Annotated in this window: 20 protein-coding genes and 1 tRNA gene; 12 read left to right on the top strand and 9 right to left on the bottom strand. The window is 72.1% G+C overall.

Annotation, left to right across the window (positions count from 1 at the left end):
* Positions 1–22: 22 nt before the first annotated feature.
* The gene (locus tag IT780_RS04595; protein WP_199510767.1) at positions 23–445 is read left to right on the top strand and encodes a nucleoside deaminase; all 423 of its coding nucleotides are present in this window, start codon (positions 23–25) and stop codon (positions 443–445) included.
* 11 nt (positions 446–456) lie between these two features.
* Here the strand turns inward: IT780_RS04595 and deoD are convergent, their stop codons facing one another.
* The gene (deoD, locus tag IT780_RS04590) at positions 457–1164 is read right to left on the bottom strand and encodes a purine-nucleoside phosphorylase (RefSeq protein ID WP_199510143.1); all 708 of its coding nucleotides are present in this window, start codon (positions 1162–1164) and stop codon (positions 457–459) included.
* A 152-nt stretch (positions 1165–1316) separates the two neighbouring features.
* Between deoD and IT780_RS04585 the strand changes: the two genes are divergently transcribed.
* A tRNA-Ser gene (locus IT780_RS04585) sits at positions 1317–1406 on the top strand.
* 75 nt (positions 1407–1481) lie between these two features.
* On the opposite strand, the gene IT780_RS04580 is transcribed toward IT780_RS04585, so the two are convergent.
* Positions 1482–2066: a DinB family protein gene (locus IT780_RS04580; RefSeq protein WP_199510142.1), complete on the bottom strand. Its 585-nt coding sequence runs from the start codon at positions 2064–2066 to the stop codon at positions 1482–1484.
* A gap of 35 nt (positions 2067–2101) precedes the next feature.
* Positions 2102–3070 carry a prephenate dehydrogenase gene (locus IT780_RS04575; RefSeq protein WP_199510141.1) on the bottom strand — a complete coding sequence of 323 codons (969 nt, stop codon included), beginning with the start codon at positions 3068–3070 and terminating at the stop codon, positions 2102–2104.
* Between the two features lie 139 nt (positions 3071–3209).
* Between IT780_RS04575 and IT780_RS04570 the strand changes: the two genes are divergently transcribed.
* Positions 3210–4331, top strand: a complete 1122-nt coding sequence (locus IT780_RS04570; RefSeq protein WP_233412246.1) for an outer membrane protein assembly factor BamB family protein — start codon at positions 3210–3212, stop codon at positions 4329–4331.
* Between the two features lie 96 nt (positions 4332–4427).
* Here the strand turns inward: IT780_RS04570 and IT780_RS04565 are convergent, their stop codons facing one another.
* Positions 4428–5141 (bottom strand): M23 family metallopeptidase, encoded by a 714-nt coding sequence (locus IT780_RS04565; protein ID WP_233412245.1) that lies wholly within the window; start codon positions 5139–5141, stop codon positions 4428–4430.
* Positions 5142–5273: 132 nt separating this feature from the next.
* Here IT780_RS04565 and IT780_RS04560 point away from each other — a divergent pair, with 132 nt between their 5' ends.
* A complete protein-coding gene (locus IT780_RS04560; RefSeq protein WP_233412244.1) occupies positions 5274–5660 on the top strand; it encodes a hypothetical protein in 387 nt (128 codons plus the stop codon).
* Positions 5661–5763: 103 nt separating this feature from the next.
* The gene (locus IT780_RS04555; protein WP_199510139.1) at positions 5764–5931 is read left to right on the top strand and encodes a hypothetical protein; all 168 of its coding nucleotides are present in this window, start codon (positions 5764–5766) and stop codon (positions 5929–5931) included.
* Between the two features lie 195 nt (positions 5932–6126).
* On the opposite strand, the gene mtnA is transcribed toward IT780_RS04555, so the two are convergent.
* The 3 genes from mtnA to IT780_RS04540 form a co-directional block, all read right to left on the bottom strand.
* Positions 6127–7089, bottom strand: coding sequence for an S-methyl-5-thioribose-1-phosphate isomerase (gene mtnA, locus IT780_RS04550; protein ID WP_199510138.1), 963 nt, complete (start codon positions 7087–7089; stop codon positions 6127–6129).
* 121 nt (positions 7090–7210) lie between these two features.
* Positions 7211–8881: a DUF885 domain-containing protein gene (locus tag IT780_RS04545; RefSeq protein ID WP_199510137.1), complete on the bottom strand. Its 1671-nt coding sequence runs from the start codon at positions 8879–8881 to the stop codon at positions 7211–7213.
* A 38-nt stretch (positions 8882–8919) separates the two neighbouring features.
* A complete protein-coding gene (locus IT780_RS04540; RefSeq protein ID WP_199510136.1) occupies positions 8920–9987 on the bottom strand; it encodes a PHP domain-containing protein in 1068 nt (355 codons plus the stop codon).
* Positions 9988–10155: 168 nt separating this feature from the next.
* Between IT780_RS04540 and IT780_RS04535 the strand changes: the two genes are divergently transcribed.
* The 7 genes from IT780_RS04535 to IT780_RS04505 all read left to right on the top strand — a co-directional run bounded on the left by IT780_RS04535 (position 10156) and on the right by IT780_RS04505 (position 18671).
* On the top strand, positions 10156–11997 hold the full coding sequence (locus IT780_RS04535) for a M48 family metallopeptidase (protein WP_199510135.1): 1842 nt from the start codon (positions 10156–10158) through the stop codon (positions 11995–11997).
* Positions 11998–12558: 561 nt separating this feature from the next.
* On the top strand, positions 12559–13626 hold the full coding sequence (locus IT780_RS04530; protein ID WP_199510134.1) for a hypothetical protein: 1068 nt from the start codon (positions 12559–12561) through the stop codon (positions 13624–13626).
* Positions 13613–16357, top strand: coding sequence for a sensor histidine kinase (locus IT780_RS04525; protein WP_199510133.1), 2745 nt, complete (start codon positions 13613–13615; stop codon positions 16355–16357). Before IT780_RS04530 ends, IT780_RS04525 begins: the two co-directional genes overlap by 14 nt.
* Positions 16354–16824, top strand: a complete 471-nt coding sequence (locus IT780_RS04520) for a roadblock/LC7 domain-containing protein (RefSeq protein ID WP_199510132.1) — start codon at positions 16354–16356, stop codon at positions 16822–16824. Before IT780_RS04525 ends, IT780_RS04520 begins: the two co-directional genes overlap by 4 nt.
* Entirely contained in the window at positions 16821–17297 is a 477-nt protein-coding gene (locus tag IT780_RS04515; RefSeq protein WP_199510131.1) for a DUF742 domain-containing protein, read from the top strand. The genes IT780_RS04520 and IT780_RS04515 overlap by 4 nt, the downstream gene beginning before the upstream one ends.
* Positions 17275–17907: a GTP-binding protein gene (locus IT780_RS04510; protein WP_199510130.1), complete on the top strand. Its 633-nt coding sequence runs from the start codon at positions 17275–17277 to the stop codon at positions 17905–17907. Before IT780_RS04515 ends, IT780_RS04510 begins: the two co-directional genes overlap by 23 nt.
* Positions 17908–18002: 95 nt before the next feature.
* A complete protein-coding gene (locus IT780_RS04505) occupies positions 18003–18671 on the top strand; it encodes a hypothetical protein (protein ID WP_199510129.1) in 669 nt (222 codons plus the stop codon).
* A gap of 52 nt (positions 18672–18723) precedes the next feature.
* Here IT780_RS04505 and IT780_RS04500 read toward each other — a convergent pair whose 3' ends face one another.
* On the bottom strand, positions 18724–23562 hold the full coding sequence (locus IT780_RS04500; RefSeq protein WP_199510128.1) for a DNA repair ATPase: 4839 nt from the start codon (positions 23560–23562) through the stop codon (positions 18724–18726).
* Positions 23559–25556 carry an SPFH domain-containing protein gene (locus IT780_RS04495; protein WP_199510127.1) on the bottom strand — a complete coding sequence of 666 codons (1998 nt, stop codon included), beginning with the start codon at positions 25554–25556 and terminating at the stop codon, positions 23559–23561. Before IT780_RS04495 ends, IT780_RS04500 begins: the two co-directional genes overlap by 4 nt.
* Positions 25557–25565: the final 9 nt, after the last annotated feature.

The following is a 25565-nucleotide window of genomic DNA, read 5'->3' as shown; positions in this document are numbered from 1 at the left end:
CCGTCCTCTGCATGAGGCGTGGATGCGGCGGGCCCTGTCCGCCGCCACCGCGTCCCCGGAGGACGTGCCGGTGGGCGCGGTCGTCTACGACCCGTCCGGTACGGAGCTGGCCGCCGCCGGCAACGAACGGGAGGTGGCCGGCGACCCGACCGCGCACGCCGAGATCCTCGCGCTGCGCCGGGCCGCCGAGGTCGCCGGCACGTGGCGGCTCGACGGGTGCACGCTGGTGGTCACCCTCGAACCGTGCACGATGTGCGCCGGAGCGCTGGTGCTGGCCCGCATCGGCACGCTCGTCTTCGGCGCGTGGGAGCCCAAGACGGGGGCGGTCGGATCCCTCTGGGACGTGGTCCGCGACCGCCGCCTCAACCACCGGCCCGAGGTGTACTCGGGCGTCCTCGAAGCGGAATGCTCCACCCTGATGCGCGACTTCTTCCGCGGGGCCTAGTTTCCGAGGGGCTAGGCGATCGCGGTGTCCAGGCCGATCTGCACCATGTCGGAGAAGCCCTGCTCCCGCTGAGCCGCCTCCATCTTCTCGCCGCGCTTGATGTGGTCGCTGACGGTCAGGATGGTCAGCGCCTTCGCGCGGTACCGGGCGGCGATCGTGTAGATGGCGGCCGACTCCATCTCCACGGCCAGCACGCCGTAGTCGGCCAGCGTGTCGTACAGGTCGGGCCGGTCGGTGTAGAACGCGTCCGCGGCCAGGATCGGACCCACGCGCATGTCGACACCCCGGCGCTCGGCGACCTCGGCGGCCGTACGCAGCAGCCCGAAGTCCGCCACCGGCGCGTAGTCGATGAGCCCGTCGAACCGCACCCGGTTCATGTTCGAGTCCGTCGCCGACCCGATCGCGGCCACGACGTCACCCAGGTTCAGGTCCTCGGCGAGCGCGCCGCACGACCCGATCCGGATCACGGAGCGGACGCCGTACTCGTTGATCAGCTCGTGGGTGTAGATCGAGGCGGACGGCATACCCATGCCGGACCCCTGCACCGAGACGGGCACCCCCTGCCACGTGCCGGTGAAGCCCAGCATGCCCCGCACCTGCGTGTAGCAGACAGGGTCGGTCAGGAAGGTCTCGGCGATCCACTTCGCCCGCATGGGATCCCCGGGAAGCAGAACCCGCTCGGCGATGTCGCCCGGCTGCGCGCCGATGTGCACACTCATTCGGAAGATCCTGCCAGGCGGGCCGGGCGGAGGCGGCACGACCTGGCACTTCGGGCCGGGCGGAGGCGGCACGACCTGGCACTTCGGGCCGCGGCGCGCCGTTGGGGTAACCCGGCGGCGGAGGCCGCGGGCGGTCGGGTAACCTACTTCGCGGTGGTGTGTCCGAGCGGCCTAAGGAGCACGCCTCGAAAGCGTGTGAGGGTGCAAGCCCTCCAAGGGTTCAAATCCCTTCACCACCGCCAGCTTGCAGACGCCCGGCCCCTCGAAGCGAGGGGCCGGGCGTTCTTGCATCTGGGCTCAGCGCCGGGAGCGGCCGGTCAGGCCTGCTGGTCGCCGGAGGGCTTCCATTTCTGCATCCAGGGGCTGTCCGGCCAGTTCTCCGCCGCCGCCATGATGGGGTACGCCGTCCCGCCGTCGATCGCCTCACGGATGATGTCGGCGTGCCCGGTGTGGCGGGCCGTTTCCTGGATGAGGTGGAGCAGGACCCAGCGCACCGACCAGTTGTCGACGTCCTTGGGGTTCCAGGGAACCGAGTGGTCCACCGGCACCGCCTGGCCGAGGTCGTCGATGCCGGCGATCGTCTCCTCGGTCTTCAGCGCGACGCGGCCGTACTCGGCGAGGACCGCCTCGATCGGCTCGTCGTCGGCGAGGCGGAAGTTCGCGTTGTACGCCTCGTAGTCCACCTTCTGCGGCTGGCGGCGTACGGTGTCGATCCAGCTTTCCTCGGTGGCCGTGCAGTGCTTGATGAGGCCGCCCACGCTGAGGGTGCCGGCCGTCGGCGTGGCGCGGAGCTGTTCCGGCGTGAGGCCGTACGCGGTGAGCTTGAGGACGTAACGCATGTGCGCGAGGTAGGCGAGCAGACCCTCGCGCTCGTTGCTGATGGCACCGACCTGACCCGGCATGACTGTCTCCCGTCGTTCGCGGTTACCGCCTCAGCCTAGGAACCATTCCGGCCACTTTCTGGCCGCTGACCGATGATGTCCGGGCCGATATCGGTGAGCCAGCCGCCCGCGCGGCCGAGGCTCAAGAGGGCGTCGGCCTCCCGGTCGACCCGCACGGTCACACCATCGACGACCGGCCACGCCCGCCGCAGCTCGCCGGGCCGTTGCAACGACGAGGTCAGGGCGGCCACGGGGTCCGGGGACGCGAGCTCCGCGTCGTACGCCGCCAGGTGGTCGAGCACCTCGGCCAGAACCCGGCGTACGGCCGCCGCGTTGCCGCCGCACATGGCCGCGATGAGTTCGGCGCGCGTCGCCGCGACCCGGGTGCCGTCGCGGAACGACCCGGCGGCCAGCGCCCCGGCCAGCGGGTTGCCGTCGAGGAGGCTGCTCAGCGCGGAGGCCAGCAGGTGCGGCACGTGGCTGATCCGGGCCACGGCCTCGTCGTGCTCCTCCGCCGTGGCCGGCACGACCCGCGCGCCGATCGAGGTGTACAGGGCCGCGAGGCGCAGCCAGTCGTCGAGGTCCGTCTCGCCCGGCTCGAGGCACAGGACCCACGCGCAGCCGTCGAAGAGGCCCGGGTCGGAGGCGTGAAAGCTGGACGACTCCTTGCCGGCCATCGGGTGACCGCCGACGTACCGGCGGCCCTTGAGCAGGTCGCGCACCGGGCCCTTGACCGAGGTGACGTCGGTGATGAGGCCGCTGAAGCCGGCGAGCGCGGCGGTGACCGCCGGCAGCGCGGGGAGCGGCACGGCCAGCACGACGATCTCCGCGTCCGCGATCGCAGCCGGGATGTCGGCCGCTATGTGCCAGCTCCCCTCCGCAACCGCCGCCTGAACCGCCGCCTCCGCGGCTGCCTGGCGGGTTGCTTCGCTGAGGTCGTAGCCGGTGACCTGATGGCCGCGGGCCGCGAGGGCGCGCAGCAGGGAGCCGCCGATGAGACCGAGACCGATGACCGCGACGTTCACGCCGGTGACTCTCGCACACCCCTGCGACACATCAGCCGTACGGACATGTGCCTTTTAGTCCGTTTCGTCACTAGATAACCCACGTCAATACGGTTACGTTCGGGACGTGACGTACAGGGGCAAAATTCGCAAGCAGTGCATGATGGTACTCGGGGCGCTGATCGTGGCGGTCGGGACCGTCGCCGGGCCGGCACAGGCCGCGCCGTCGCAGTCCTCGGACGCCGTACCCGGCTTCAACGGGACGGTACGGGCGGTCGCGTACTCGGGCAGCACGATCTACGTGGGCGGCGACTTCACCTACGCGATCGTCAAGGGCAAGAGCATCGCCCGGACCCGGCTCGCCGCGCTGAACGCGTCCACCGGCGAGCTGCTGCCGTGGGCGCCCACGGCGGACGCCCGGGTCAAGGCGATCGCGGTCAGCGGGTCGAGTGTCTACATCGGCGGTGAGTTCACGTACGTCAGCGGGCAGAAGCGGGACAGCCTCGCCCGGCTCGACGCCACCAGCGGGGCGGTCTCCAGCACGTTCAAGCACGCGATCGACGGCAAGCCGTACGCCCTCGCCGCCGCGAACGGCCGGCTCTACGTCGGCGGCACGATCACCAAGGTCAGCGGCCAGGTGCGGACCCGGCTCGCCGCGTTCGACCTGCTCACCGGCGCGCTGGACGGCACGTGGAAGCCGATCGTCGACGACCAGGTGGAGGCGTTCGCCACGGCGTCCGGCCGGGTCTACGTCGGCGGCAAGTTCCACAAGGTCAACAGCACCAGCGGGTACGACCGCCTCGTCGCCCTCGACCCCGCGTCGGGCGCGATCGTCACCGGATTCAAGCCGAAGCCCGCCGTCATCGTGTTCGGCATCGCGGTCACGGGCGACAGCGTCTACACCGCGCACGGCGGCCAGGGCGGTACGGCCACGGCGTACACCCTCAGCGGCGGCAAGCGGTGGAGCGCGACGTTCGACGGCGACGCTCAGGCGATCACCAGCCTCGGCGACACCGTCTACGTCGGCGGGCACTTCGACCACGCGTGCCGTACCGCGCGTACCGGGGACCAGGGCGTCTGCCTCGACGGCTCGGACCCACGGGTCAAGCTCGCGGCCCTCGACATCGCGGACGGGCACCTGCGCGACTGGACCGCCGACGCCAACGGCATCGAGGGTGTGCTCACCATGGCCGTCAACCCGGGGCTCGGGGCGTTCGCCGCGGGCGGCGCCTTCACCACGATCAACGGCGTGACCCAGAAGCGTTTCGCACAGTTCAGCTGAGCCTCACCGCAGCAGGGCCGCATCCTCGGGCGACGGGTGCGGCCCTGTGTCGTTCCGCACCGGCCCTGCGGTTGTCGCGGCCCTGTGCCCGTACCCTCAGGCTTGGCAGTTGTGGCTGTTCTTCCAGGCCTTGACCTTCGCGACCGGGCTCTTGTTGCCGCTCTTGCGCCAGGAGTCCAGGTACGGCGCCGGCCAGATGACGCCGCGGCGCACCTTCCAGTCGCCGACCCGCGCGCACGGCGGTGAGATGCCGTAGTGCAGGTGGCAGACGTTGTTGGCGTTGCCGGTGTGGCCGACCTTGCCGAGCAGCTGGCCGGCCTTGACCCGGACGCCCTTCTTGATGCCCGTCTGGACCTTGCTCAGGTGCGAGCCGTAGTAGCGCACGCCGTCGTCGCCGAGCAGCGAGACCGACAGGCCGCCGTTCAGCGGACCGTCGGGGCGGCCCTTCACGTACTCGTCCTTGAGGCTGATCTCGAGCACCACGCCGCTGGTCGTCGCCACGACCTTCTCGCCGCAGTCGGCGAAGATGTCGGTCGCCGGATACTTCGAGTGCGTCGGGTGGTACGCCACGTTCGACGCCTTGACGGGGAAGACGTACTTCACGCTCAGCGGTGCGGTCGCCCGCGGCTTGGCCGGCGTCTTCGACGGCGTGGCCGGGGTGACGACCTTGCCGGCGGCGGCGGGTGGTGCCGCGGACTCCACGGGCGCCGCGGTGGTCGCGGTGGGCTCCACGAACTGCGGCGTCGCGGCCGACGACGGCCCGTCGCCCGGCGTGCCGCAGGCGGCGAGCGAGAGCGCGGTGACGGTCAAGACCGAGAGGGTACGCAGGGAAAGCACCGCGCCATCCTGACAGAAGTTGTCCGCGCCCGCAGACCCGCGGCCGGTGGATAGGGTTCAGGTTCGGGTTCGGGGACGCAGCTGGCCGACGACGGAGGGGCGCGCATGAGCGAGCACGCGGGATGGGGCGGGACGACGCCGCCGGCCGGATGGCTGCCGCCCGCACGTCCGCCGGAGGCGCTGCCCGGCCTGCCGCCCCGCCCGACGTACCGTGAGGCGCATCGCATCCGCACGGCCCCACTGCTCAGCGGCGCGGGAGCGGCGGCGCTCTGGTTCACGCTCTTCGGCAGCCTCGGCCGCGATCTGTTCGGCTACGCATGGTGGACCCTCGGCGCGGCGGTGTCGGCGTGGATCGCCGCGGCCGTGCTGACCGTCCTGGGCGACCGCGGGGCGGCCGCCGGCGTGGCCCTCGCGAGCGGCGTCGGCCTATCGATAACCGCCGGTGTCGTCGGTGCGAGGTGGATCACTACGAACGACTGGCCGCTGTGGTGAATGTCCAGCTCTGCGGCGGTCTGTCATTGACGAACCGTACGGCTCCGGTGGCGCAACGCACTCGCCCTTGACGAAGGCCGAACGCCTTGGGCACTCTCGGCCCATGGCCCACGTACCGCAGCGACTCGACCCCGAACGTCGCCGCCGCCGGCTCGAGCTCCTCGCGGCTCTGGCAGACGCGAAGTCGGCCCGCGAGCTGAGCCAGCCCCACCGCCTGCGCGGCGCCCGCATCCGCGAACTGATCGCCAACCGGCGCCGCCTCGCCAACTGACCCGCGGCCCGGGCCGCCCGTCTCGGGCGGTCCCCGATGTCCGCGGCCGGCGCCCTCCGCGACCCGCGCTCCCCATAGCCGGCGCGACGCGCGCTCCCCGCAACCGGCGCGACCCACGGCCGGCGCGACCCACGCTCCCCGCAACCGGCGCGACCCGCGGCCGGCGCGATCCGCCGGGCCCAGGTTTGCTGTGGGTCAGGGCTTCTCGCCGCGGTCCAGCCGGATCACCCGCCGGTCCGTGACGATCGCCGTGACCAGGTCGTGCGGCGTCACGTCGAACGCCGGGTTGACCGCCGCCGACCAGGCCGTCACCTCCGCCGACCCCCGGTCCTCGATCTCCACCGCCGCGCCGTCCGGGGTGTCGACGTCGACGGTCGTCTCCGGCGCCACCACCACGAACGGCACACCCGCGCGCCGCGCGCCGAGGGCGTGGGCGTACGTGCCGACCTTGTTGATGACGTCACCGTTGGCGCAGATCCGGTCGGCGCCGAGGATCACCGCGTCCGCCTCCCCGCGGGCCAGCAGGAACGGGCCGGCCGAGTCCACCGCGACCCGGAACTCGATGCCGGCCTGTTCCAGCTCCCAGGCGGTGAGCCGGGCGCCCTGCAGCAACGGGCGCGTCTCGCTGGCGATAACCCCGGCCAGGGAGCCGCGCCGCTGCAGCTCGACCACCACCCCGAGGGCGGTCCCGCCGACCACCGCGGCGAGCCCGCCGGTGTTGCAGTGGGTCAGCACCCGGGGCGGCCCGCCGCACAGCTCGACCATGAGGTCGGCGCCGAGCGCGGCCATCGCGGCGGACGCGGCGATCTCCTCGTCGCGCACCGCGCACGCCTCGGCGAGCACGCCGTCGAACCCGTCCCCGAGCCGCGCGGCGGCCCTGCGCACCCCGCGGGCGAGGTTCACGGCGGTGGGCCGGGCCACTTCGACATCGCGTACGGCCGCAGCGAGCCCCGCGGGGTCGCCGGCGAACTCCCGCGCCGCGAGCACGACCCCGAAGGCGCCGGCCACCCCGAGCGCCGGGGCGCCCCGCACGGCCAGCGACCGGATCGCGGCGACCAGGTCGGCGACCGAGGTGACCCGGAGGATCCGCAGCTCATCGGGGAGAGCGGTCTGATCGATGAGCTCGACGGCCCCGTCCACCCAGTCAATGGTCCGCATGCACCGCAGTCTATCGACCCGCCCGCTGCCCAGGGCCCGAGTGCGGCCCAGACCCGAGTGCGGCCCAGGGCCGGGAGCGGCCCAGCCGCCCGGGCGGCGACCCAGATGGCGGGGCGGCGACTCAGATGCGGGCGAGGGCCTTGCGCAGCGGGTCCAGGCCGAGCGATCCCAGGTTCAGCGCGTCCCGGTGGAAGTCCTTGAGGCTGAACGCCGCACCCTTGCGGGCCTTGGCGTCCTCGCGCGCCTGGAGCCAGATGCGCTCGCCCACCTTGTACGACGGCGCCTGCCCCGGCCAGCCCAGGTAGCGCTTCCACTCGAAGCGCAGCACGTCCTCCTGCATGCGGCAGTGCTGGCGCAGGAACTCCCAGCCCAGCTCCGGCGTCCAGCGTTCACCCGGGTGGAAGCCGAACGGGTTGTCGCGGGGGATCACGAGCTCGAGGTGCATGCCGATGTCGACGATCACGCGGGTGGCGCGCAGGGCCTGGTTGTCGAGCATGCCGAGGCGGTCGCCCGGGTCGGCGAGGTAGCCGAGGTCGTCCATGAGGCGTTCGGCGTACAGGGCCCAGCCCTCGCCGTGGCCGGAGCACCAGCAGAGCAGCCGCTGCCAGCGGTTGAGCAGGTCGGCGCGCTGGATCGTCTGGCCGATCTGGAGGTGATGACCGGGCACGCCCTCGTGGTAGACCGTCGACGTCTCGCGCCAGGTGGAGAACTCGGTCTGGCCCTCCGGGACCGCCCACCACATGCGGCCCGGGCGGCTGAAGTCCTCGCTCGGCGCGGTGTAGTAGATGCCGCCGTCGCTGGTGGGTGCGAGGCACGCCTCGACCGTGCGGACCGCCGGGGGGATCTCGAAGTGGGTGCCGTTGAGCTCGCTGACCGCCTTGTCGGCGACGGACTGCATCCAGTCGCGGAACGCCTCCTTGCCGGGGATCCGCCGGGCGGGGTCGGCGTCGAGCACCTCGACCGCGCGGTCCACCGTGGCACCGGGGCCCGCGATCTCGGCGGCGACCACGCGCATCTCGCGCTCCAGCCGGGCGAGTTCCTCGAAGCCCCAGGCGTACGTCTCCTCCTGGTCGACCTTCGCGCCGAGGAAGTACTGGGAGGCACGGGCGTACCGGTCGGGTCCCGCCGCCTGCTTGTCGCGGCCGTACGGGGCCAGCTCGGTGCGCAGGAACTGCCCGAAGCTCGCCGTGGCCGCCGTGGCAGCCGCCGCATTGCGTTGCAGGTCGGCCAGCAGCGCGCCCTCGGCACCGAGCCCGTCGGCGAGGTTGTGGAAGAAGTTGTCGCGCTGGGGGTCCGTCCACGCGGCGCACTGCTCGGCGACCTCGAGCAGCTGGACCCGCGCGCTGGCGTTGCCGCGGCGGGCCTCCTCGAGCAGCGTGCGTTCGTACTGTTGGAGGGCGCGCGGGAACGCGCCGAGCCGGGCGGCGATGTTGGCCAGCGCCTCGTCGCCCTGCACCGGCATCAGGTCGAAGACCATCCGCAGGCCGTGCACCGCGCTGGAGATGACGTTGATCTCGCTGGCCGTGTCGCCGGACTCGTAGCGGGCGAGGTCGAGTCCGAGCCGCTCCTGCATGGCGTCCTTGGCGACGTTCTCGGCCTCGGTCTCGGGGTCGATCGGGTCGAGCTCGGCCAGGGTGCGGCGGACGAGGTCGGCCTGGGCGCCGAAGCCCTCGGGCGACAGGTCGTCCAGCTCGTGGTCGTGCCCGGGCACCCCGATGAAGGTGGCGCCGGTCGGGTTGAGCGGCGCCCACTCGTCGACGTAGCGGTTGGCGAGGTCATCAATCTGTCCCACGCGCCGACCCTACGGGAGACCTCCGACAATCTCGGGCCCTATTCCGCCGCCGAGTGACCCGCCGTCCATTCGAGGAGGCGCTCGGCCGACCAGGTGTTCACGACCCGGTCGGCCGGTACGCCGCACAGCGCGGCGCGCTCACACCCGTACCGTTGCCAGTCGAGCTGTCCCGGCGCGTGGGCGTCGGTGTCGATGCTGAAGAGGCACCCGGCCTCGACCGCGACGGTGAGCATCCGCTTCGGCGGATCGAGCCGGTCCGGTCGCGAGTTGATCTCCACGGCCTTGCCGTGCTCGACGCAGGCGGCGAGCACCTTCTCCAGATCGAACGTGCTGGGCGGCCGGGTGCGCCCGCCGCGGTGCGCCCGGTCGCCCTCGCCGCCCGCGGAGACCTTGCGACCGGTCATGTGCCCCAGGATGTCGAGGTGCGGGTTGGCGATGGCGGCCAGCATCCGGCGCGTCATCTTCGGCGACTCCTCGCGCAGGTTGCTGTGCACCGACCCGACCACCACGTCGAGGCGGGCGAGCAGCTCGTCCTCCTGGTCCAGCGACCCGTCGGCGAGGATGTCGACCTCGATGCCGGTGAGGATGCGGAAGCCGTCGGGCAGCGCGTCGTTCAGCCGTTCCACGTAGTCGAGCTGCTTGCGCAGGCGTTCGGCGGTCAGACCGTGCGCCACGGTCAGCCTCGGGGAGTGGTCGGTGAGCACGAGGTATTCGTGGCCGACCTCGACCGCGGCGAGCGCCATCTCCTCGATCGGTGAGCCGCCGTCGGACCAGTCGGAGTGCGCGTGGCAGTCGCCGCGCAACGCCTGGCGCAGGGCGGCGGCCGCGCCCTTCAGGTCGGTGCCCTCGGTGGTCTCGAGCCGGCGCAGGTACACCGGCTCCTCGCCGGCGAGGGACTCGGCGATGCACCGGGCGGTCACGTCCCCGACGCCGGGGAGCTTGGCCAGCGTGCCCTCGGCCGTACGCTCGGCCAGCTCCGCGGCGGGCAGCGCCGCGACCGTCGCGGCCGCCGACCGGAACGCTCGGACGCGGTACGTCGCCTCGTTGGCCCGTTCCAGCAGGAACGCGATGCGCCGCAGGTCGGCGACCGGATCACGGGTTGGCATGCGGTCAGCGTAGGGCTCACATACGCCGTTCCGCTCGACGTCGGCGCAGCGGCGCACGGGGTTGCCGGGCAGAGATCGGTGCCGGTATCTTCCTCGCGCCGCGCGGCCGGTCCGGTGCGCGGGACCGCGGCTGGCATGCGCGGTGTCACGGGGGAAGGAACACCGGAGATGTTTCGTGCTGCCGCATCCGTCGTGATGCTGCTCGGCTTCTATGTGGTCGCTCTGATCCAGTTGGCCGCCGTGCTGGCGCTCGTCGTGTGGATCTCGATGGAGGCCAACGCCGGCGTCGGGATCAAGCTGGGCTTCCCGCTGCTGCTGGCCGTGGGCGCGACCGTGGTGGGGCTGTGGCGGGCCATCCGTACGCGCCCCGAGCCGATGCACGGGCTCGTCGTCTCACCGGAGCAGGCGCCGGAGCTGTGGAACACCGTACGGGCCCTGGCCGCCGAGGTCGGTACGCGTACGCCCGACGAGATCCGCCTGGTGCCCGAGGTGAACGCCGCGGTCAGCGAGGACACCAAGCTGCTGGGCCTCATCGGGGGCCGGCGCCTGTTGTATCTGGGCATGCCGCTGGTGCAGGCGCTGTCGGTGGATCAGATGCGCTCGGTCGTCGCCCACGAGCTGGGCCACTACTCGGGACGGCACACCCGGCTCGGCGCGGTGGCGTACCGGGGCCGGCTGGCGATCGGTGGCACGGTCAGCCGCATCGGCAAGTGGAACCCGGTGGGCATGGTGTTCCGCGGCTACGCCCGGCTGTACCTGCTCGTCGACAACGCCGCCTCCCGCCGGCAGGAGTTGGACGCCGACCGCGCCTCGGTGCGCGTCGCGGGCCCCGAGGTGGCCATGTCGACGCTGCGCGAGCTGCCGGTCGTCGACGCGGCCTGGGACTTCTACTTCGGACGGTACGTGTCCGGCGGCTGGGAGGCCGGGTACGCGCCGGACGACTTCTTCGGCGGCTTCGGGCAGCTCTTCGCCGCCCGCGGGGACGAGCTGGCAGAGCTGCGCGATCAGGAGCCGGAGGAGCACCGCTCGCGCTGGGACACGCACCCGTCGACGGCCGAGCGGATCGCGGTGATGCGTACGGCGCCGCAGGTGGCGCACCCGGTGGACGGCCGGCCCGCCGCCGCCCTGCTGCCCTCGATCCGTGAGGCGGGGATCGCCCTGCAGCGTGAGGTGGTCGACGTCGGCAACCGGCAGGTGCTGCCGTGGCCGCAGTTCACCGCCGCCGCGGCGACCGCCCGTCTGCAGCGCAACGCCGACCGCATCTTCCGGTCGCTGGGCCGGCTCACCGGCGCCCCGGACCCCGGGCTGGGCACGCTGTTCGACCTCGTGACCGCGGGACGGCTCGGGGAGCTGGCGGAGGAGTTCTTCCCCGGGGCGACCCGCAAGGAGGCGGCGCTCAGGTTCGCCGGCCCGATGGACATGCTGTTCGCCCTGGCGGCCATCCGTTCCGGTACGGCGTTCTGGCAGCACTCGTGGTCGGGCCCGGCGCGGCTGACCGACGCGCAGGGCGCGGAGCTGGACTTCGAGGAGATCGCCAAGCTCGCCGTCTCGCCTCAGACGATCGGCGAGGCGCGGGCCCGGCTGGCCGAGCGGGGCGTACACGTGGAGGCCGCCGGCATCATCGAGCGCAAGGCGTCCGCGAGCGGTTCGGACGTGATCGCCGCGATGGCGAACCTGAAGGTCGACGGCGCGCACACCGATCTGGTGCTGCTGGACCGTGGGTTCCTGTTCGTGCCCGGGCCCAAGTCGACGGACCACGGCAAGAAGCGCCTGCAGGAGCTGCTCGGGTCGGCACCGGTGGAGCAGCTGGCGGCGCAATACCGGTTCGTGCCGTTCGAGGAGGTACGCGGCGCCACGGTGACCAAGCGCACCCCGGTGCGGGCCGACCTGCGGATGCACGACGGCACCGTGATCGCGGTGGAGGAGCGGTGGACGGGCGAGCAGCTCGGCGACAGCCGGGAGACCCTGCTGAAGGTCCTGGACCGCTTCGCCCAGGAGGCGGACGCCTAGCACTCCCTTCGTCCCCAGCGAAGATCCGAAAGCCCGTCCGGCCTTCCACCGGGCGGGCTTTCTCATGGATTCGTCCGGTACGTGAGACGAGAAATGTATCCGCATGACTACGCAGAGCAACTAAGTATCACTACGTGACGCAGTCTTTACCGCTGAGTAACAATGGCCGGGCAAGACAGCGTACTCCACTGTGGAAGTTCGGTCCTGGCCGGGGTCGCCGGGCCAGGGCGCACACGGGAGCGCGCCCAGCGCGCGTCGCGTCCGGGCCGGACAGCGGCGACGTGGCTGGTGGGGCTGGTTCCGGAACCGCCTACGACCTGCCCGGCCCCGCGGTCCATCCTCCGATCAGACGAGCCAAGACTGACCCTAGGAAAGGGGTCACATGATTTTTTCTCGGATAGATTGACCCGGATCGGTGCGCTTGCACGGCTACGGAGGGTAGCCGCCGAAACGGTCTATCGCGGGCGCATGGTGGAGGAATTGGCGATGTCAGTCTCGGTGGAGAACCGGCGATCCCGGACGCGGTCCGTGCTCGCGGCTGTTTTGACGCTTTTGATACTCGTGCCGGCGGGCATCCTGTTCGCCCGGGCCTGGGACGACGTCTCGGACCGCAAGGAGAGCACCCGGCTCGAGCAGAAGGGCGTCGAGTACCTGACCGCCCTCGGCCCGCTGGTCAGCGCGCTCACCGAGGCGCAGTCCTCGGCGCTGTCCGGCGTCGCCACCCCGCCGAGCTCGCTGACGTCCGCGGTCGCCGGCGTCTCCGCCGTGGACCAGCGCCTGGGCGCAGAGCTGCGGACGCGGGACCGGTGGAGCGGGCTGAAGCAGCGTATCGACCTGCTCCCCAAGGCCACCGGCGGACCGCTCGCCGTCTACCAGGCCCACGTCGAGGTCGCCGACCTGACGCTGGCCCTGTACGACGCGGTGCGCAACAACTCGGAGCTGGCCCGCGACCCCGACAACGACATCTCGCACCTGCAGCAGGCGGTCGCCGACGACCTGCCCGCCGCCGTCGTCCAGATGAGCCGCATGAGCGACCTCAGCCAGCTCGTCGCCAAGGCCGACGCGCAGCAGCGGGCCCAGCTCGGCCCGCAGTTCGGCGCCGCGGTGGTCGAGGTGAACACCTCGGTGAACAACCTGACCGACAACCTGCAGGCGGCGGTCGACGACACCAGCAGCCCGACGCTGAGCGGCAACCTGGTCAGCGGCCTGGACGCGTTCCGCCGCGGCGTCGAGCTGCTCACCCGCGGCGCCAACCCCACCGGCGCCCCGAACGCCTCCACCATCGCCACGGCGCAGACCCGGTTGCAGGTGTCGCTGGGCAACCTCGCCGGCATCACCACGCGGGAGATGACGCGGCTGCTGGACGACCGGCTCGACAGCCTCGGCTACCGCACGCTGGAGACGCTCGCCGCCGCCATCGCCGCGGTCCTGCTCGCGCTCGCCGCGATCATCCTGCCGCTGACCGGCCGCCGGCGCGGCGCCTCCGGGCCGTCCCCGTCCGCGCGGGCCCCCGGCGAGTCCACCCGCGACATGACGGTCGGGCCGGGCGGCGTCGAGCTCGGTGGCCAGATGCCGGCGTACGGCGACGCCACCTCGACACGGCGGGAGCGAACCGGTGCTCTTCGGTAAGTTCCGCATCCTCGGGAAGCTCACGCTGCTCGTGCTCGTACCCCTCATCGGGGTCGTGGCGCTCGCCGTGCCGATCGTCGTCAACCGCGTCGACGTGGCGCGCGACGCGCAGGGCACCTCCGACGCCGTCCTGCTCGCCACCCGGGTCGGCTCGGCCGTCCAGGAGCTGCAGGAGGAGCGCCTCCTCTCGGTGGGCTACATGTTCGGCCTGGTCCAGGAGCCCGAACTGGCCGTGCAGACCGCCAAGGCCACTGACCGCATCCAGGGGCTCAAGCACCTCGACGAGCCGCTGTCGGCCGACATGACCAAGGCTGTCGACAACATCTCGAAGCTCAGCGGCACCCGCGCCGGCGTGCTCGACCGGACCATCCGGCCGGACCTGATCGTCAGCGACTTCAGCGCCGTGATCAACCAGATCATCGACGCACTCGGGCTGTCGCGGAAGGCGGACCTCACCACCTCGACGGGCCGCCAGATGTACGCCCTCGAGCAGGCCCTCCGCAGCGACAACCTGATCAGCGAGGCGTCCGGGTACCTGACCGCCGCCGTGGTCACGAAGAACTCCGGGCTGGTCCGCCTGTTCTACTCGACCCTGCTGCAGCTGCAGTTCATCATCACCAACGCGCAGCCGTACTTCACCGACGCGCAGTACAAGCTCTACCTCGGCGCCCAGGACGCCTTCGCCTCGCGCGTCGGCACCCGCTTCCTGGTCGAGGCGGCCACCGACCCGGAGTCGGCGATCAAGCAGCTGAGCATCCAGACGCTGTTCCCGTCGCTGCGGTCCGTCATCGTCCTCGGCGGCTTCGTGGAGAAGCGGGTCGCCGCGGACGTGGACACGGTCGTGACCCGCAACCGTGACGACGCGCTGCGCACCGCCGCGCTGGTCGGTGGCGGCTCGCTGCTCCTGCTGCTGCTGGTGGTCGCGCTGTCGCTGTTCATGGCCCGCGCGGTCGCCCGGCCGCTGCGCCGCCTGACGTCCTCCGCGGAACGGATCGCCCGCACCGCCGAGGCCGAGCTCGAACGCGTGGCCGACGACGAGTACGAGGCGTCCCGGCCGATCCGCCTCGACCCGGTCGACGTGGAGGCCCGCGACGAGATCGGCGACCTGGCGCGCGCGTTCGACCGGGTGCAGACCACGGCCGCCCGGCTGGTGGAACGCCAGGTGCTCGGCCGCCGCAACGTCGCCCAGATGTTCGGGCACGTCGGACGTCGTACGCAGAACCTGGTCGGCCGTCAGCTCGCCCTGATCGACAACCTCGAGCGCCGCGAGACCGACACGGACCGCCTCGGCGAGCTGTACCGGCTCGACCACATGTCCAGCCGTCTGCGGCGGAACGCGAGCGCGCTGGTCGTGCTCTCCGGTGGCGCCGGCGCGAACGACCACATGGCGCCGCTGCCGCTGTCCGACGTCGTACGCCTCGCCCTCGGTGAGATCGAGGACTACACCCGCGTCGACGTCGAGGTGCCCGAGGAGATCGTGGTCGTACCCGCGGTCGTGGCGGACCTGACGCTGCTGCTCGCGGAGCTGATGGAGAACGCCACGTCGTTCTCGCCGCCGCACACCCGCGTCACGGTCAGCGCCTCGGACCTGCACGGCGGTGCCCGCCTGGCCGTCGTCGACCACGGCCTGGGCCTGGCCCCGGAACGCCTCGCCGAGGAGAACGCGCGGCTCACCCGCCGCGAGCGTCTCGACCTGGTGCCCAGTGAGGTGCTCGGCCTGTTCGTGGTGGGCCGCCTCGCCCGGCGGCACGGCATCGAGGTCACGCTCACCGACACCCCCGACGGCGGCGTGACCGCGTGGGTGGACCTCAAGCCGGCGCACCTCGTGGCGCGGCCCGAGGCGATGCCCGTGGCGGTGTCGCCGATCCACGCGACCGTGCCGAGCCAGCACAGCGAGTTCGCCCCGCTGATCGCCGGCGGTTCCGTCCGGTCCGTGCCCGGCAGCGCCCAGCCGTTCGACGCGAACGTGCTGACCCGGGCCACCCGCACGCTGGAGTCCGCCCGCAGCTGGAACGCCTTCGCGGTCCGGCCGCAGCTGGAGGCGTCCCCGACCGACCACCAGGTCTTCGAGGCGACGCCGGTGGCGGGACGGTTCCCGGCGGCGCTGCCGGAGCTGCCCGCGGCCGGTCGGTACGCCGAACCGCAGCGCCCGGTGGTGGACGCGCCGGTGGACGCGATGTACCAGCGTCCGCAGCCGGTGGCCGACTTCCGGCAGCCCGGGCCCGCCCCGGTCAGCCCGATACAGGTCAGCCCGACGCCCGTGAGCTCGACGCCCGTGAGCTCGACGCCCGCGCCCCCGGCGGTCGTGCCGCAACCGCGCACGAGCCCGGAGCCGCGGAACGGGACGGCCGCGCCGCTGCGCCGGCGCGTGCCCGGCAGCCAGCTGCCCGCCGAGACCGGCCCCAGGCTGCCCGCCGCGCCGCCGACCTCGGACGACGCGCTCGCGGCCCGGGAGGCGTTCGACGCCTTCGAGGCCGGCGTCTCCCGCGCCAAGTGGGACGTCATCGAGCAGGACATGTCGGCGCCGCCGGCGGTGGGCCACCCGCCGCTGACCCGGCGGGTGCCCGGCGCGACGCTGCCGGTCAGCGAACCCATGAATCCCACCCCGCCGGCCACGCCGGCTCAGCCGCTCGATCCGGACGCCGCCCGGGCGCTCATGGAGCAGTTCGAGTACGGCGTAGCGCGAGCACTGCAGGACAGCCAGCCACAACCAGAGGGACAACCGCGATGACTTCCCCCTACTCCACCGACACCGGCAACGGGCGCGACTACGCGCAATCCCAGCTCAGTGCGGAGGCGAAGACCTTCAACTGGCTGCTGGACTCGTTCACGTCCGGCACCGCGGGCGTCGTCGAGGCCATCGCCGTGTCCTCCGACGGGCTGCTGATGGCGATGTCGGCGATCAAGGACCGGCCCAACGCCGAGCGCCTCGCCGCGGTGGTCTCCGGCCTGACCAGCCTCGCCGGCGGCGCCGCCAGCTGGTACGCGCTGGGCAGCCTCAACCGGGTCATCATCGACATGGCGGACGGGTACCTGCTGGTCACCGCGATCAGCGCCGGCTCGGTGCTCGGCGTGATCGCCGACCGCTCGGCCAACCTCGGCACGCTCGCGTACGAGATGACGCTCTTCGCCACCCGGGCCGGCGGCGCCCTCAGCCCGCGCCTCATCGCTGAATTGAAGAACGCCGTTCAGCAATGACCTTCCCGGCCGACCCCGACGACCCGGACCACCCGGCGGCAACGGGTGTCCGGCCGTTCCTGCGCGCCACGGGCCCCGGCGTGCGGTACGAACCCGCGCCGGCCCCGCCCCCCGGGCCCGCGCCCGGGGAGCCGCCCGGCGAGCACACGACGTCGCTGCGGCCGTTCGTCATCACGTCCGGCCGGGTCGCGGCGGTCGATCCCGCCATCGGGCTGGAGACGCAGGTCAGCGCGCACCCCGGCGCATTGTCCGCGCGGCTGTCACCCGAGCAGCGGGCCATCGTGCACCTGTGCGGTGAGCCGCTGTCGGTGGCCGAGATCTCGGCCCGGCTCCGGCTGCACTTCGGCGTCACGCGGATCCTGGTCGGTGATCTGCGGGCCGCCGGCCACCTGGACGTACACGTGTTGGAGAACGACTTCCCCGACCCCGAGACCATCATGCGAGTGATCCGTGGACTTCGATCCATTTCCTGAGAGCCGCGTCGTCGGCACCGCGCGCGTACCGGGCGCGCCGCAGCGGACCGCACCGCCGGTGCCGGTCAAGATCATCGTTGCCGGCGGCTTCGGCGTGGGCAAGACGACGACCGTGGGCGCCATCTCGGAGATCTCGCCGCTGACCACCGAGGCCGAGATGACCATGGAGTCGGTCGGCGTCGACGACCCGGGGCAGGCCACGGCCAAGACCACCACGACGATCGCGATGGACTTCGGCTGCGTCACGATCGACCAGACGCTGAAGCTGTACCTGTTCGGCACGCCGGGCCAGTCCCGCTTCGCGTTCATGTGGGACGACCTGGTCCGCGGCGCCCTCGGCGCGCTCGTCGTGGTCGATACGTCCCGGATCGACGACTGTTATCCCGCAGTGGATTATTTCGAGCGCGCCGGGCTCCCGTTCGTCGTCGGGATCAACACGTTCAACGGGCAGGCCGGCTACAACCTCGACGAGGTGCGCTGGGCGCTCGCGGTCCGTGACGACGTGCCGGTTCTGCAGTTCGACGCCCGTTTCCGCGGCTCCGTCCGCGACGCCCTGCTCGTGGTGCTCGACCAGGCCCTCGACAAGGCCATGCGGATGCGATCGTCGTAAGGTGTGCGCCGAGTCGCTGGTTGCCCGGTTCACAAACCGCCCTCCGAGCGGGCACAGTGGTACGGGGCGACCGCGTGTGACGGGAGGACGGTGACGTGCGAGGCGGACTGGACGACGCGCTGGACAGGCTGGCGCGCCGGGACGAGCTACGCCGCCGTGCCGCGGGCGAGGCCACCGGCACCCCGCCGGCCGTGACAGAGCTGGTCGAGGCGATCGCCGGGGTCGTCGGGCGCAACCCCGAGCTCGCCGTGACGGTCGGTGTCGAGGGTGCGGGCGACCCGGTGCTGCTGCACTTCGGGGTCGAGGACGGCATCGTGCAGGTGCGCGCGGACAACTCGGTCGCGCAGCGCGCGGCGGAGCCCGCCCACGAGGACTACATCGACATCGACCTCGTCGAAGAGGCGGAGCCGGAGCCGTACGCGCCGCCGAACGGCTACGTGTTCGGTTCGCCGGTCGGCCCGCCGGTCATGGAGCCCGACCCGACGGGCTCGCACCGCTACGAGGAGCCTCAGCCGCACCCGTTCGCGGCCACCCCGCCGCCGGAAGTGCCCCCGCAGACCACCCGCCCGATCCATCCCGAGCAGCACCGGGCCCCGCAGGAGCCGAGCGCCGCCGAGCGCGCCCCCGAGCCGCCGCTCGGCATGCCGACCCCGCTGCCCGAGCCGGTGCCGCTGCGGGTCAGCGAGGAGGAGACGGAGATGGCGGCCCGGCGCCTGGCCGCCCTGCTCCGCGAGGACCCGTCACTGCTGCGCGCTCAGGACTGAACCTTTTTCCACGTGGCGAGGCGGTCAGGCTCGATGCCAGGTGGAAAAGGGTTCATTGAGCGCGCCCGAGGATCGCCTTCTCGACGCCGGAGACCCGGTCGGCGAGCAGGCCTACCGCGCCGACCGCCCGGGTCATCGGGTCGTCCTCCGCGCCGCCCAGCGCCTGCTCGCGCCGGAACGCCGCCTTGACCTCTTCCCAGCGGGCGGCCTGGTCGGCGGTCAGCCGCCCGCGCAGCTCGGCCAGCTTCAGCAGGTTGGCCTCCGCACCGGTGGTCAGCGTCTGCGCCTCGCCCCGGTAGTGGTCGTCGACCACGGCGTCCAGCTCGGCATCGTTCATCACCGGCACGATGCGCTCAGCCAGCTTGTTCATGTTGCGGTACGAGCCCTGCAGCTTGAACGGCGGCTCGGTGCGCGCCGAGTCCGACTGGGCCGCCGAGGCGATGTACGTCTGGTTGTTGCGCAGCACGATCCGCTGCACCCGGCGCATCTTGCGCAGCACGGACAGCACCTGCTCCAGCTCCGTCGCCGAGTACGCGTAGCTGAGCCGGTCGGGGCGTACCGAGTCGTCACCCTCGGCGAGACGCACGAGCAGCGGCAGGTCGTCCCGGTCGCGGGCGGACAGCGGCGCGAGCACCGGGTTGGAGGTGAGCGCGTTCTCCAGGTACGACATCTCGAACACGTCCTCGCGCCCGGACAGCACGTCGCCGAGGTTCCACACGTCGGCCCGGTTCGCCAGCATGTCGGGGATCCGGAACCGGGTGCCGCTCTCGGTGTACGGGTTCCCCGCCATGCACACCGCGAACCGCTTGCCGCGCAGGTCGTACGTGCGCGTCCGGCCGTCCCAGACGCCCTCCATCCGCCGCTGCGCGTCACAGAGCGAGATGAACTTCTGCAGCAGCTCGGGCGAGGTGTGCTGGATGTCGTCGAGGTAGAGCAGGACGTTGTTGCCCATCTCCAGGGCGAACGAGATCTTCTCGACCTCCTGGCGGGCGGTGGCGTCGGGCGCCTCCGCCGGGTCGAGCGAGGTCACGCCGTGCCCGAGCGCCGGCCCGTTGACCTTGACGAAGACCAGGCCGAGGCGGTTGGCGACGTACTCCATGAGGGTCGTCTTGCCGTAGCCGGGCGGTGAGATCAGCAGCAGCAGGCCGGACTGGTCGGTGCGCTTGCCGTCACCGGCGGCACCGAGCTGGCGGGCCAGGTTGTCGCCGATCAGCGGCAGGTAGACCTCGTCGAGCAGGCGGTTGCGCACGAACGCGGACATGACGCCGGGCTTGTACTCGTCGAGCCGCAGGCGGTCGCGTTCGGCGGCGGCGAGGGCGGTCCGCTGCTTCTGGTACGCCCGGTACGCCGGCATCTGCTCCTCCCGGAACCGCCGGGTGGCCGCGAGGAACTCGTCGAGCCGTACGGTCAGCCGCCCGCCCGCCAGCCGCGGGTGCGTCGACAGCAGCCCCTCGACGGTCTCGCTGATCGCCGCCGCGGAGTCGTACCGGGTCAGCGCCGTCCCGGTCAGCTCGATCGCCACGGCCTCGACGAGGTCGCTCCCGTCCCCGGCGTCCGGGTGCGCCCGGTGGAACGCGGACAGCCAGGCGTGCACGACCTGTCGGCGGGAACCGGGGTCTGCCTCCAGCGCGCGGAGATCCTCCGCATAGGACCGCGCCGCCTCGGGGGACAGCGCACGGTGGAAGCGGTCGAGGAACATCCGGGCCGAAGCGCTGGTCACAAAGCCGGCGGGGGCGCTCGCCAGCTCTTCCACGAGGTATTCACCGACGGCCGGTTCGTCCCCCGCGGCCGCCGCGAGGGACGCGCAGAGGTCGGCGAGGTCCTGACCGGCGCCGAACAGCTCACGGGCGCGGACGAGGGAGCCGGCGCGGACAGCCCAGGACGACTGCCGGTCGGCGGGGAGCGCAGCCCAGAACAGCTGCGCGGCGGCCCGGACGGGCGCGGGATATCGCAGCAGGCCGGCTCCCGCGTGCAGCCGGACCACCGCGCCGAGGATCAGCGCGGCGTCGCTGTCGTGGACGCCGCGTTCGTAGCCCTCGTCGTAGCGGGCCTCGGCTCCCCGGCGTACCAGATCGCGCAGGGTGCCGTCCGCCAGCGCGGCCGACGCACCCGCCGGGTCGTCGGCGAACAGCGTCGCGGCCAGGTGTTCGGCGCGGGAGACCTCCCGTGATTCCGAGATCAGCGGCTGGTCCCAGAACTGCCGGGTGGCCCGGAACGCCTCGTCGCGGATCGGCGCGCGGAAGTCGGTGCCGGTGACCGCGAACGCCAGCTCGGACCCGTCCGGCACGAGCGTGAGGTCGATCGCCTGCGTGTTCACCGCGAACGTGTGCCGGCCCAGCGTGATCGTGGTGCCGTCGGCGCCGTAGAGGTCGAGCCGGTCGCGCAGGGCACGCCCGGCTTCCTGCCGCGCGGCCTTGACCCGCCCGTCCAGCTCCTCTGCCCGTACGGTGTCGCCGAGCGTACGCAGCTCCTCGGCGACCTGCCGCAGCTTGGCCACCATGGGGTCGGTGGCGAAGTACGTGTTGACGTCGTCGACCGTGCCCAGCGTGGCGACCCGGCGCTGGACGCTCGCCAGGGTGCGCTGCGCCGAGCCGAACAGCCGGTCGGCGCGGCGGGCCCGCTCGTCGAGCAGCGCCTGCCGCCGGGCCGCGAACGCCTCGTAGACCTCCGTACGCTTCGCGGCCAGCTGGTCGGCGAAGTCGTCGAAGTCGCCGAACCGGGACTCCAGCGCCTCGACCTGCAGCATCAGCTTGGCCAGCTGCTCGTCGCCGCGTTCCGGGGTGTCGGCCGCGGCGAGCCCGGCGGTCACGGACTGGCCGAGCAGGGCGAACTCGGCGGCGAACGCGGCGCGGCCCTCGGCGGCGGCCAGCTCGCGGCGGCGGGCGTCCAGCGTGGCCCGGGCGCGGTTGACCCCGCCGAGGATCTCGCCGATGTGCTCGAGGATCGCCACCCGGACGGTGGCGTCGGCGATGTCGAGGCCGCCGACGACCTCGGTGACGACCTGCAGCCCGTCGGCCTGCTCGGTGAGGCGTTCGGCGACCGGGGCGGCCTCGGCGACCGTGGTGATGGCCGCCGCGTCGGCGACGAGCTGCTCGACCGACTGCTGGTAGCCGGTGAACGCGTCGTCGCGCCGGAGGAACTCCACGGCCCGGCGGGCGGTCGAGTCGACCTCGGCGGTGAGCTCGGTGTCCAGCGCGTCGAGGCGGGCGGTGTCGGCGTACCGCATCTCGCGCAGGGTCACGATGCGGCCCTGTGCCTGCCGGAGCGCGGCGAGCTGCCGGATCCAGGCGTCGGTGCTGGTGGGCACCTCGCCGCGGGCCCGGCGGATCAGCGAGGTCGTCGCGGCGGCCGCCTCGTCCACCGCGGCGGCGGCCTGGGAGGTCAGCTCCTGCACCGACTCGAACTCGTCGAGGACCTGCTCGGCGGTGGCGCGGACCTCGGACAGCGGGGCGCTGAGCTGCTCCAGCTCGCCCTCGGTGAGCCAGTGGTAGTTGTCGAAGAGCCGGGTGGAGGCCGCGATGATCGCCTCGAAGACCGGCCCGGACGGGCTCATCTCCTCGACCATGCGGGCCACCGACAGCGCGTCCGCGATGCCGCGGACCAGGTCGGCGTTGCCCACGCGCTCCAGCGGGCCCTCGCCGACCGGCTGGGCGGCGGCGAAGGTGTCCGAGACGTACGGCGTCTGCCACACCTGCATCGGATGCACGCGGGTCGGCTCGTCGGACCCGGCCCGGAAGGCGACCAGCGTCCCGTCGTCGAACAGCGAGTACCCCTGGCAGGCGATCGGGGTGGCGACCTCCTTGCGGATCACGTTGTACGGCAGCAGCAGGTAGCGCCCCGCGACCCGGGCGTGGAAGACGTACAGCACGTCCTCGCCGTTGATCGAGCGCACGACCCGCTCGAACTCCAGGTCGGCCACGTCGGCGTCGAAGGTCTTCGCGATGCCGGTGGACAGGTAGTAGCCGCCGGGGAAGATGACGCCCTGGTCCTCGGGCAGCCGCTGGCACGCCTGCCCGATCCCGTCGAGCCGGACCACCTCACGGGTACGCGTGTTGAACACCAGGTACCGGTGCCGGGTCTCCTTGTACGGCAGCACGCGCAGCAGGATCAGCGGACCGATCCGGGCGTACGCGATCTCCGCGTCGGCAAGGCTCTGCAGCGGCTCGTCGACGGGCTCGGAGAAGATGCCCTCGCCGTCCTCGGTGTTGTTCTCGATCTTGACGGTGAGCGTGCCGCCGACCGTCTCCACGAAGACCTCGTCCTCGATCGACACGTGCGGGTGCCGGCCGAGGATGTGCTGCTCACGGGTGGTGAGCCGCCACTCGAAGTCGTGCGAGGGCGGGAAGACGTGGTCGCGTTCGCCGCGGTTGTCCACGTACGACACCGAGCCGTCCGTGCCGACCCGCCAGCGCAGCACCTTGAGGTCGTCGGCGCGGGCGCCGGTCTGGAAGACGGCCAGCAGCACGCCCTCCAGCCGGCGCAGCTGCAGCAGATGCGTCTCACGGTAGTAGCGGTACAGCTCCGCGAAGTCGCGCAGGAACTGCGGATCGTCGAGCAGCCCGGGCAGCGTCGTCTCGTGGAACTTGCCGTCCGCGAACCCGTGCACGGTGAACACGTCGGCGACCGTGGTCTCGGTCTTCAGCCCGATGAACACGTTGTAGCCGAACAGCATCGCGCCGCCGACCTGCACGATGTCGCGCGGCACGCAGTTGTTCTCCGTGCGGATCCGTTCCGCGCCGAGCAGCCGCATCTGCTGCCCGCCGAATGTCTCCATCCGGCGGGCGTTGAGCGCCTCCGCCCGCGCGGCCAGCTCCTTGGCCTGGGCCCCGAGCCGGCCGCGCAGGACCTCGTAGGTGCCCGCGTCGAGGGTCCCCGTGGTCGCGTCGGTCACCGGGACGCCGGCACCTTCGCGTCGGCGAGACCCATCTCCTGGGCGGCGGCGAGCAGCTCACGCAGCTTGCCGGAGTCCTCGCGGCCGGCCTTGATCTGCTGGGTGAGGAACGCCGACAGCGTCAGGTTCGCCACGTCACCGGTGCCGACCGAGCCGACCACCCGGCTGAGGTCGTCGGCGAAGTTCGCCGAGCCGTCCAGGTAGCGCGCGCCGAGCCCCTGCACGACGTCGGAGTGCTGGACGAAGCCGTCGATGCTCTTGCCCAGCGTGATCGAGCCGACCAGCTTGTCGAAGAACACCGAGTCGCCGCCGACGATGTCGATGTCGGCCTTCTCCAGCCCGGTGGCGATGAGCGTGGCCTGCGCCTCGGCGATGTCCTTGTGCACGTGGATGCCGGCGAGCCGGATCTCCTTCTCCATCTCCAGCCGCAGCCGGTACTCCTCGTGCTCGCGGCTCGCGTCGTCCAGCGCCGCCATCGCGCCGGCCTTCTCGTGCAGGCCCTCGGCCTCGCCCTTGAGCTTCTCGCGGATCGCCTCCGCGGCGACGAGCGCCTTCTCGCGCTCCACGGCGGCCTCGGCGCGGCCCGTCTTCTCGACGACCTCGGCGTTGCGCTCGCGTACCTGCACGTCGGCGAGGCCGGCGGCGGCCGCCTCGGCCTGCGTACCCTCGGCCAGCCGGATCTTGGCCCGGGCGTCGAGCTCGGCGGCCTGCTGGCGGGCCTCCGCCAGCACCAGTTCCTCGCGGGCCTTGAACTTCGCGGCGGCCTCGGCCGCCTCCGCGGCCTTGATGTCCTTGACCAGGGCCTCCTGCGCCTCGGCCTCGGCGTTGATGATCACGGCCTGCCGGGTACGCTCCGCCTCCTCGACGACGCGCAGCCGCTTGATGTTCTCCTCCTGCTCGGCGACGGTCTTCTCGACGGCGATGCGCTCACGGATCACCTCGGCGATCGAGCGCTTCTCCGCCTCGACCTCCTTGTCCTTGGCGATCGTGGAGAGCTGCGTCTCGCGCTCGCGGCCGATGACCTCGAGCATCCGGTCCTTCTCGATGCGCTCGGTCTCGATAGCGATGACCCGCTCGCGGTTCTTCTCGGCGACCGCGATCTCCCGGGCCTTGTTCTCCTGCTGCACCCCGAGCTGCTGTTCGGTCTGCAGGTGCGCACCCTCGGCGCGCAGCCGCTCCTGGGCGTGCGCGAGGGCGATCTCCGCCTCCTCGCGGGCCCGCATGGTCTCGATCTCCCGGCGCTGCTTGATCTCCGCGTCCGCCTGCCGGCGCTCCAGCTCGAGGATCGCCTCCTTGGCGTCCACGTTCTGCCGGGTGATCTCCTTCTCCTCGTTGCGCCGGTAGTCGTTGGTGCGCACCGACTCGATCGCGGTGAGCTCGGTGATCTTCCGGATGCCCTGCGCGTCGAGGATGTTCTTCGGGTCCAGCGACCCCAGCGGCGTCTGCTCGAGGAAGTCGATCGCCGCGTCCTCGAGGCTGTACCCGTTGAGGTCGGTGCCGATCACCTCGATGATCTGGTCCCGGAACTCGTTGCGCTTGGTGTAGAGGTCGACGAAGTCCAACTGCTTGCCGACGGTCTTCAGCGCCTCGGAGAACTTGGCGTTGAACAGCTCCTGCAGCGTCTGCTCACTGCTGGCCCGGGTGGTGCCGATCGCCTGCGCGACCTTGATGACGTCCTCGGTCGTCTTGTTCACGCGCACGAAGAACGTGATCCGGATGTCCGCGCGGATGTTGTCGCGGCAGATCAGCCCCTCCCGCCCCGTACGCGAGATCTCGATCGTCTTCACCGAGATGTCCATGACCTCGGCCTTGTGCAGCACCGGCAGCACGACCGCCCCGGTGAACGTGACGTCGACGCGGCGCACCTTGCTGACGATCAGCGCCTTGCCCTGCTCCACCTTGCGGAACATGCGGCTGATGAAGAACACGACGCCGAGCGCGATGAGCAGCACCACGGCGATGAGCACACCGATACCGGTGGAGATCACGTCCATGCAGGGGTC

Origin of the sequence: Nucisporomicrobium flavum (assembly GCF_016464385.1) — a bacterium.
In the GTDB taxonomy this organism is placed as follows: Bacteria; Actinomycetota; Actinomycetes; order Mycobacteriales; family Micromonosporaceae; genus Actinoplanes; species Actinoplanes flavus_A.
The sequence above is the reverse complement of the archived record's forward strand: the minus strand, read 5'-3'. Positions and strand labels throughout refer to the sequence as shown.

Coding starts and splice junctions, on each gene's coding strand:
- mtnA (WP_199510138.1), bottom strand. CDS start 7,089: ATGCGGACCATTGACTGGGTGGACGGGGCCGTCGAGCTCATCGATCAG.
- IT780_RS04595 (WP_199510767.1), top strand. CDS start 23: ATGCGGCGGGCCCTGTCCGCCGCCACCGCGTCCCCGGAGGACGTGCCG.
- IT780_RS04560 (WP_233412244.1), top strand. CDS start 5,274: ATGAGCGAGCACGCGGGATGGGGCGGGACGACGCCGCCGGCCGGATGG.
- IT780_RS04580 (WP_199510142.1), bottom strand. CDS start 2,066: ATGCCGGGTCAGGTCGGTGCCATCAGCAACGAGCGCGAGGGTCTGCTC.
- IT780_RS04570 (WP_233412246.1), top strand. CDS start 3,210: ATGATGGTACTCGGGGCGCTGATCGTGGCGGTCGGGACCGTCGCCGGG.
- IT780_RS04540 (WP_199510136.1), bottom strand. CDS start 9,987: ATGCCAACCCGTGATCCGGTCGCCGACCTGCGGCGCATCGCGTTCCTG.
- deoD (WP_199510143.1), bottom strand. CDS start 1,164: ATGAGTGTGCACATCGGCGCGCAGCCGGGCGACATCGCCGAGCGGGTT.
- IT780_RS04520 (WP_199510132.1), top strand. CDS start 16,354: ATGACTTCCCCCTACTCCACCGACACCGGCAACGGGCGCGACTACGCG.
- IT780_RS04515 (WP_199510131.1), top strand. CDS start 16,821: ATGACCTTCCCGGCCGACCCCGACGACCCGGACCACCCGGCGGCAACG.
- IT780_RS04555 (WP_199510139.1), top strand. CDS start 5,764: ATGGCCCACGTACCGCAGCGACTCGACCCCGAACGTCGCCGCCGCCGG.
- IT780_RS04535 (WP_199510135.1), top strand. CDS start 10,156: ATGTTTCGTGCTGCCGCATCCGTCGTGATGCTGCTCGGCTTCTATGTG.
- IT780_RS04495 (WP_199510127.1), bottom strand. CDS start 25,556: ATGGACGTGATCTCCACCGGTATCGGTGTGCTCATCGCCGTGGTGCTG.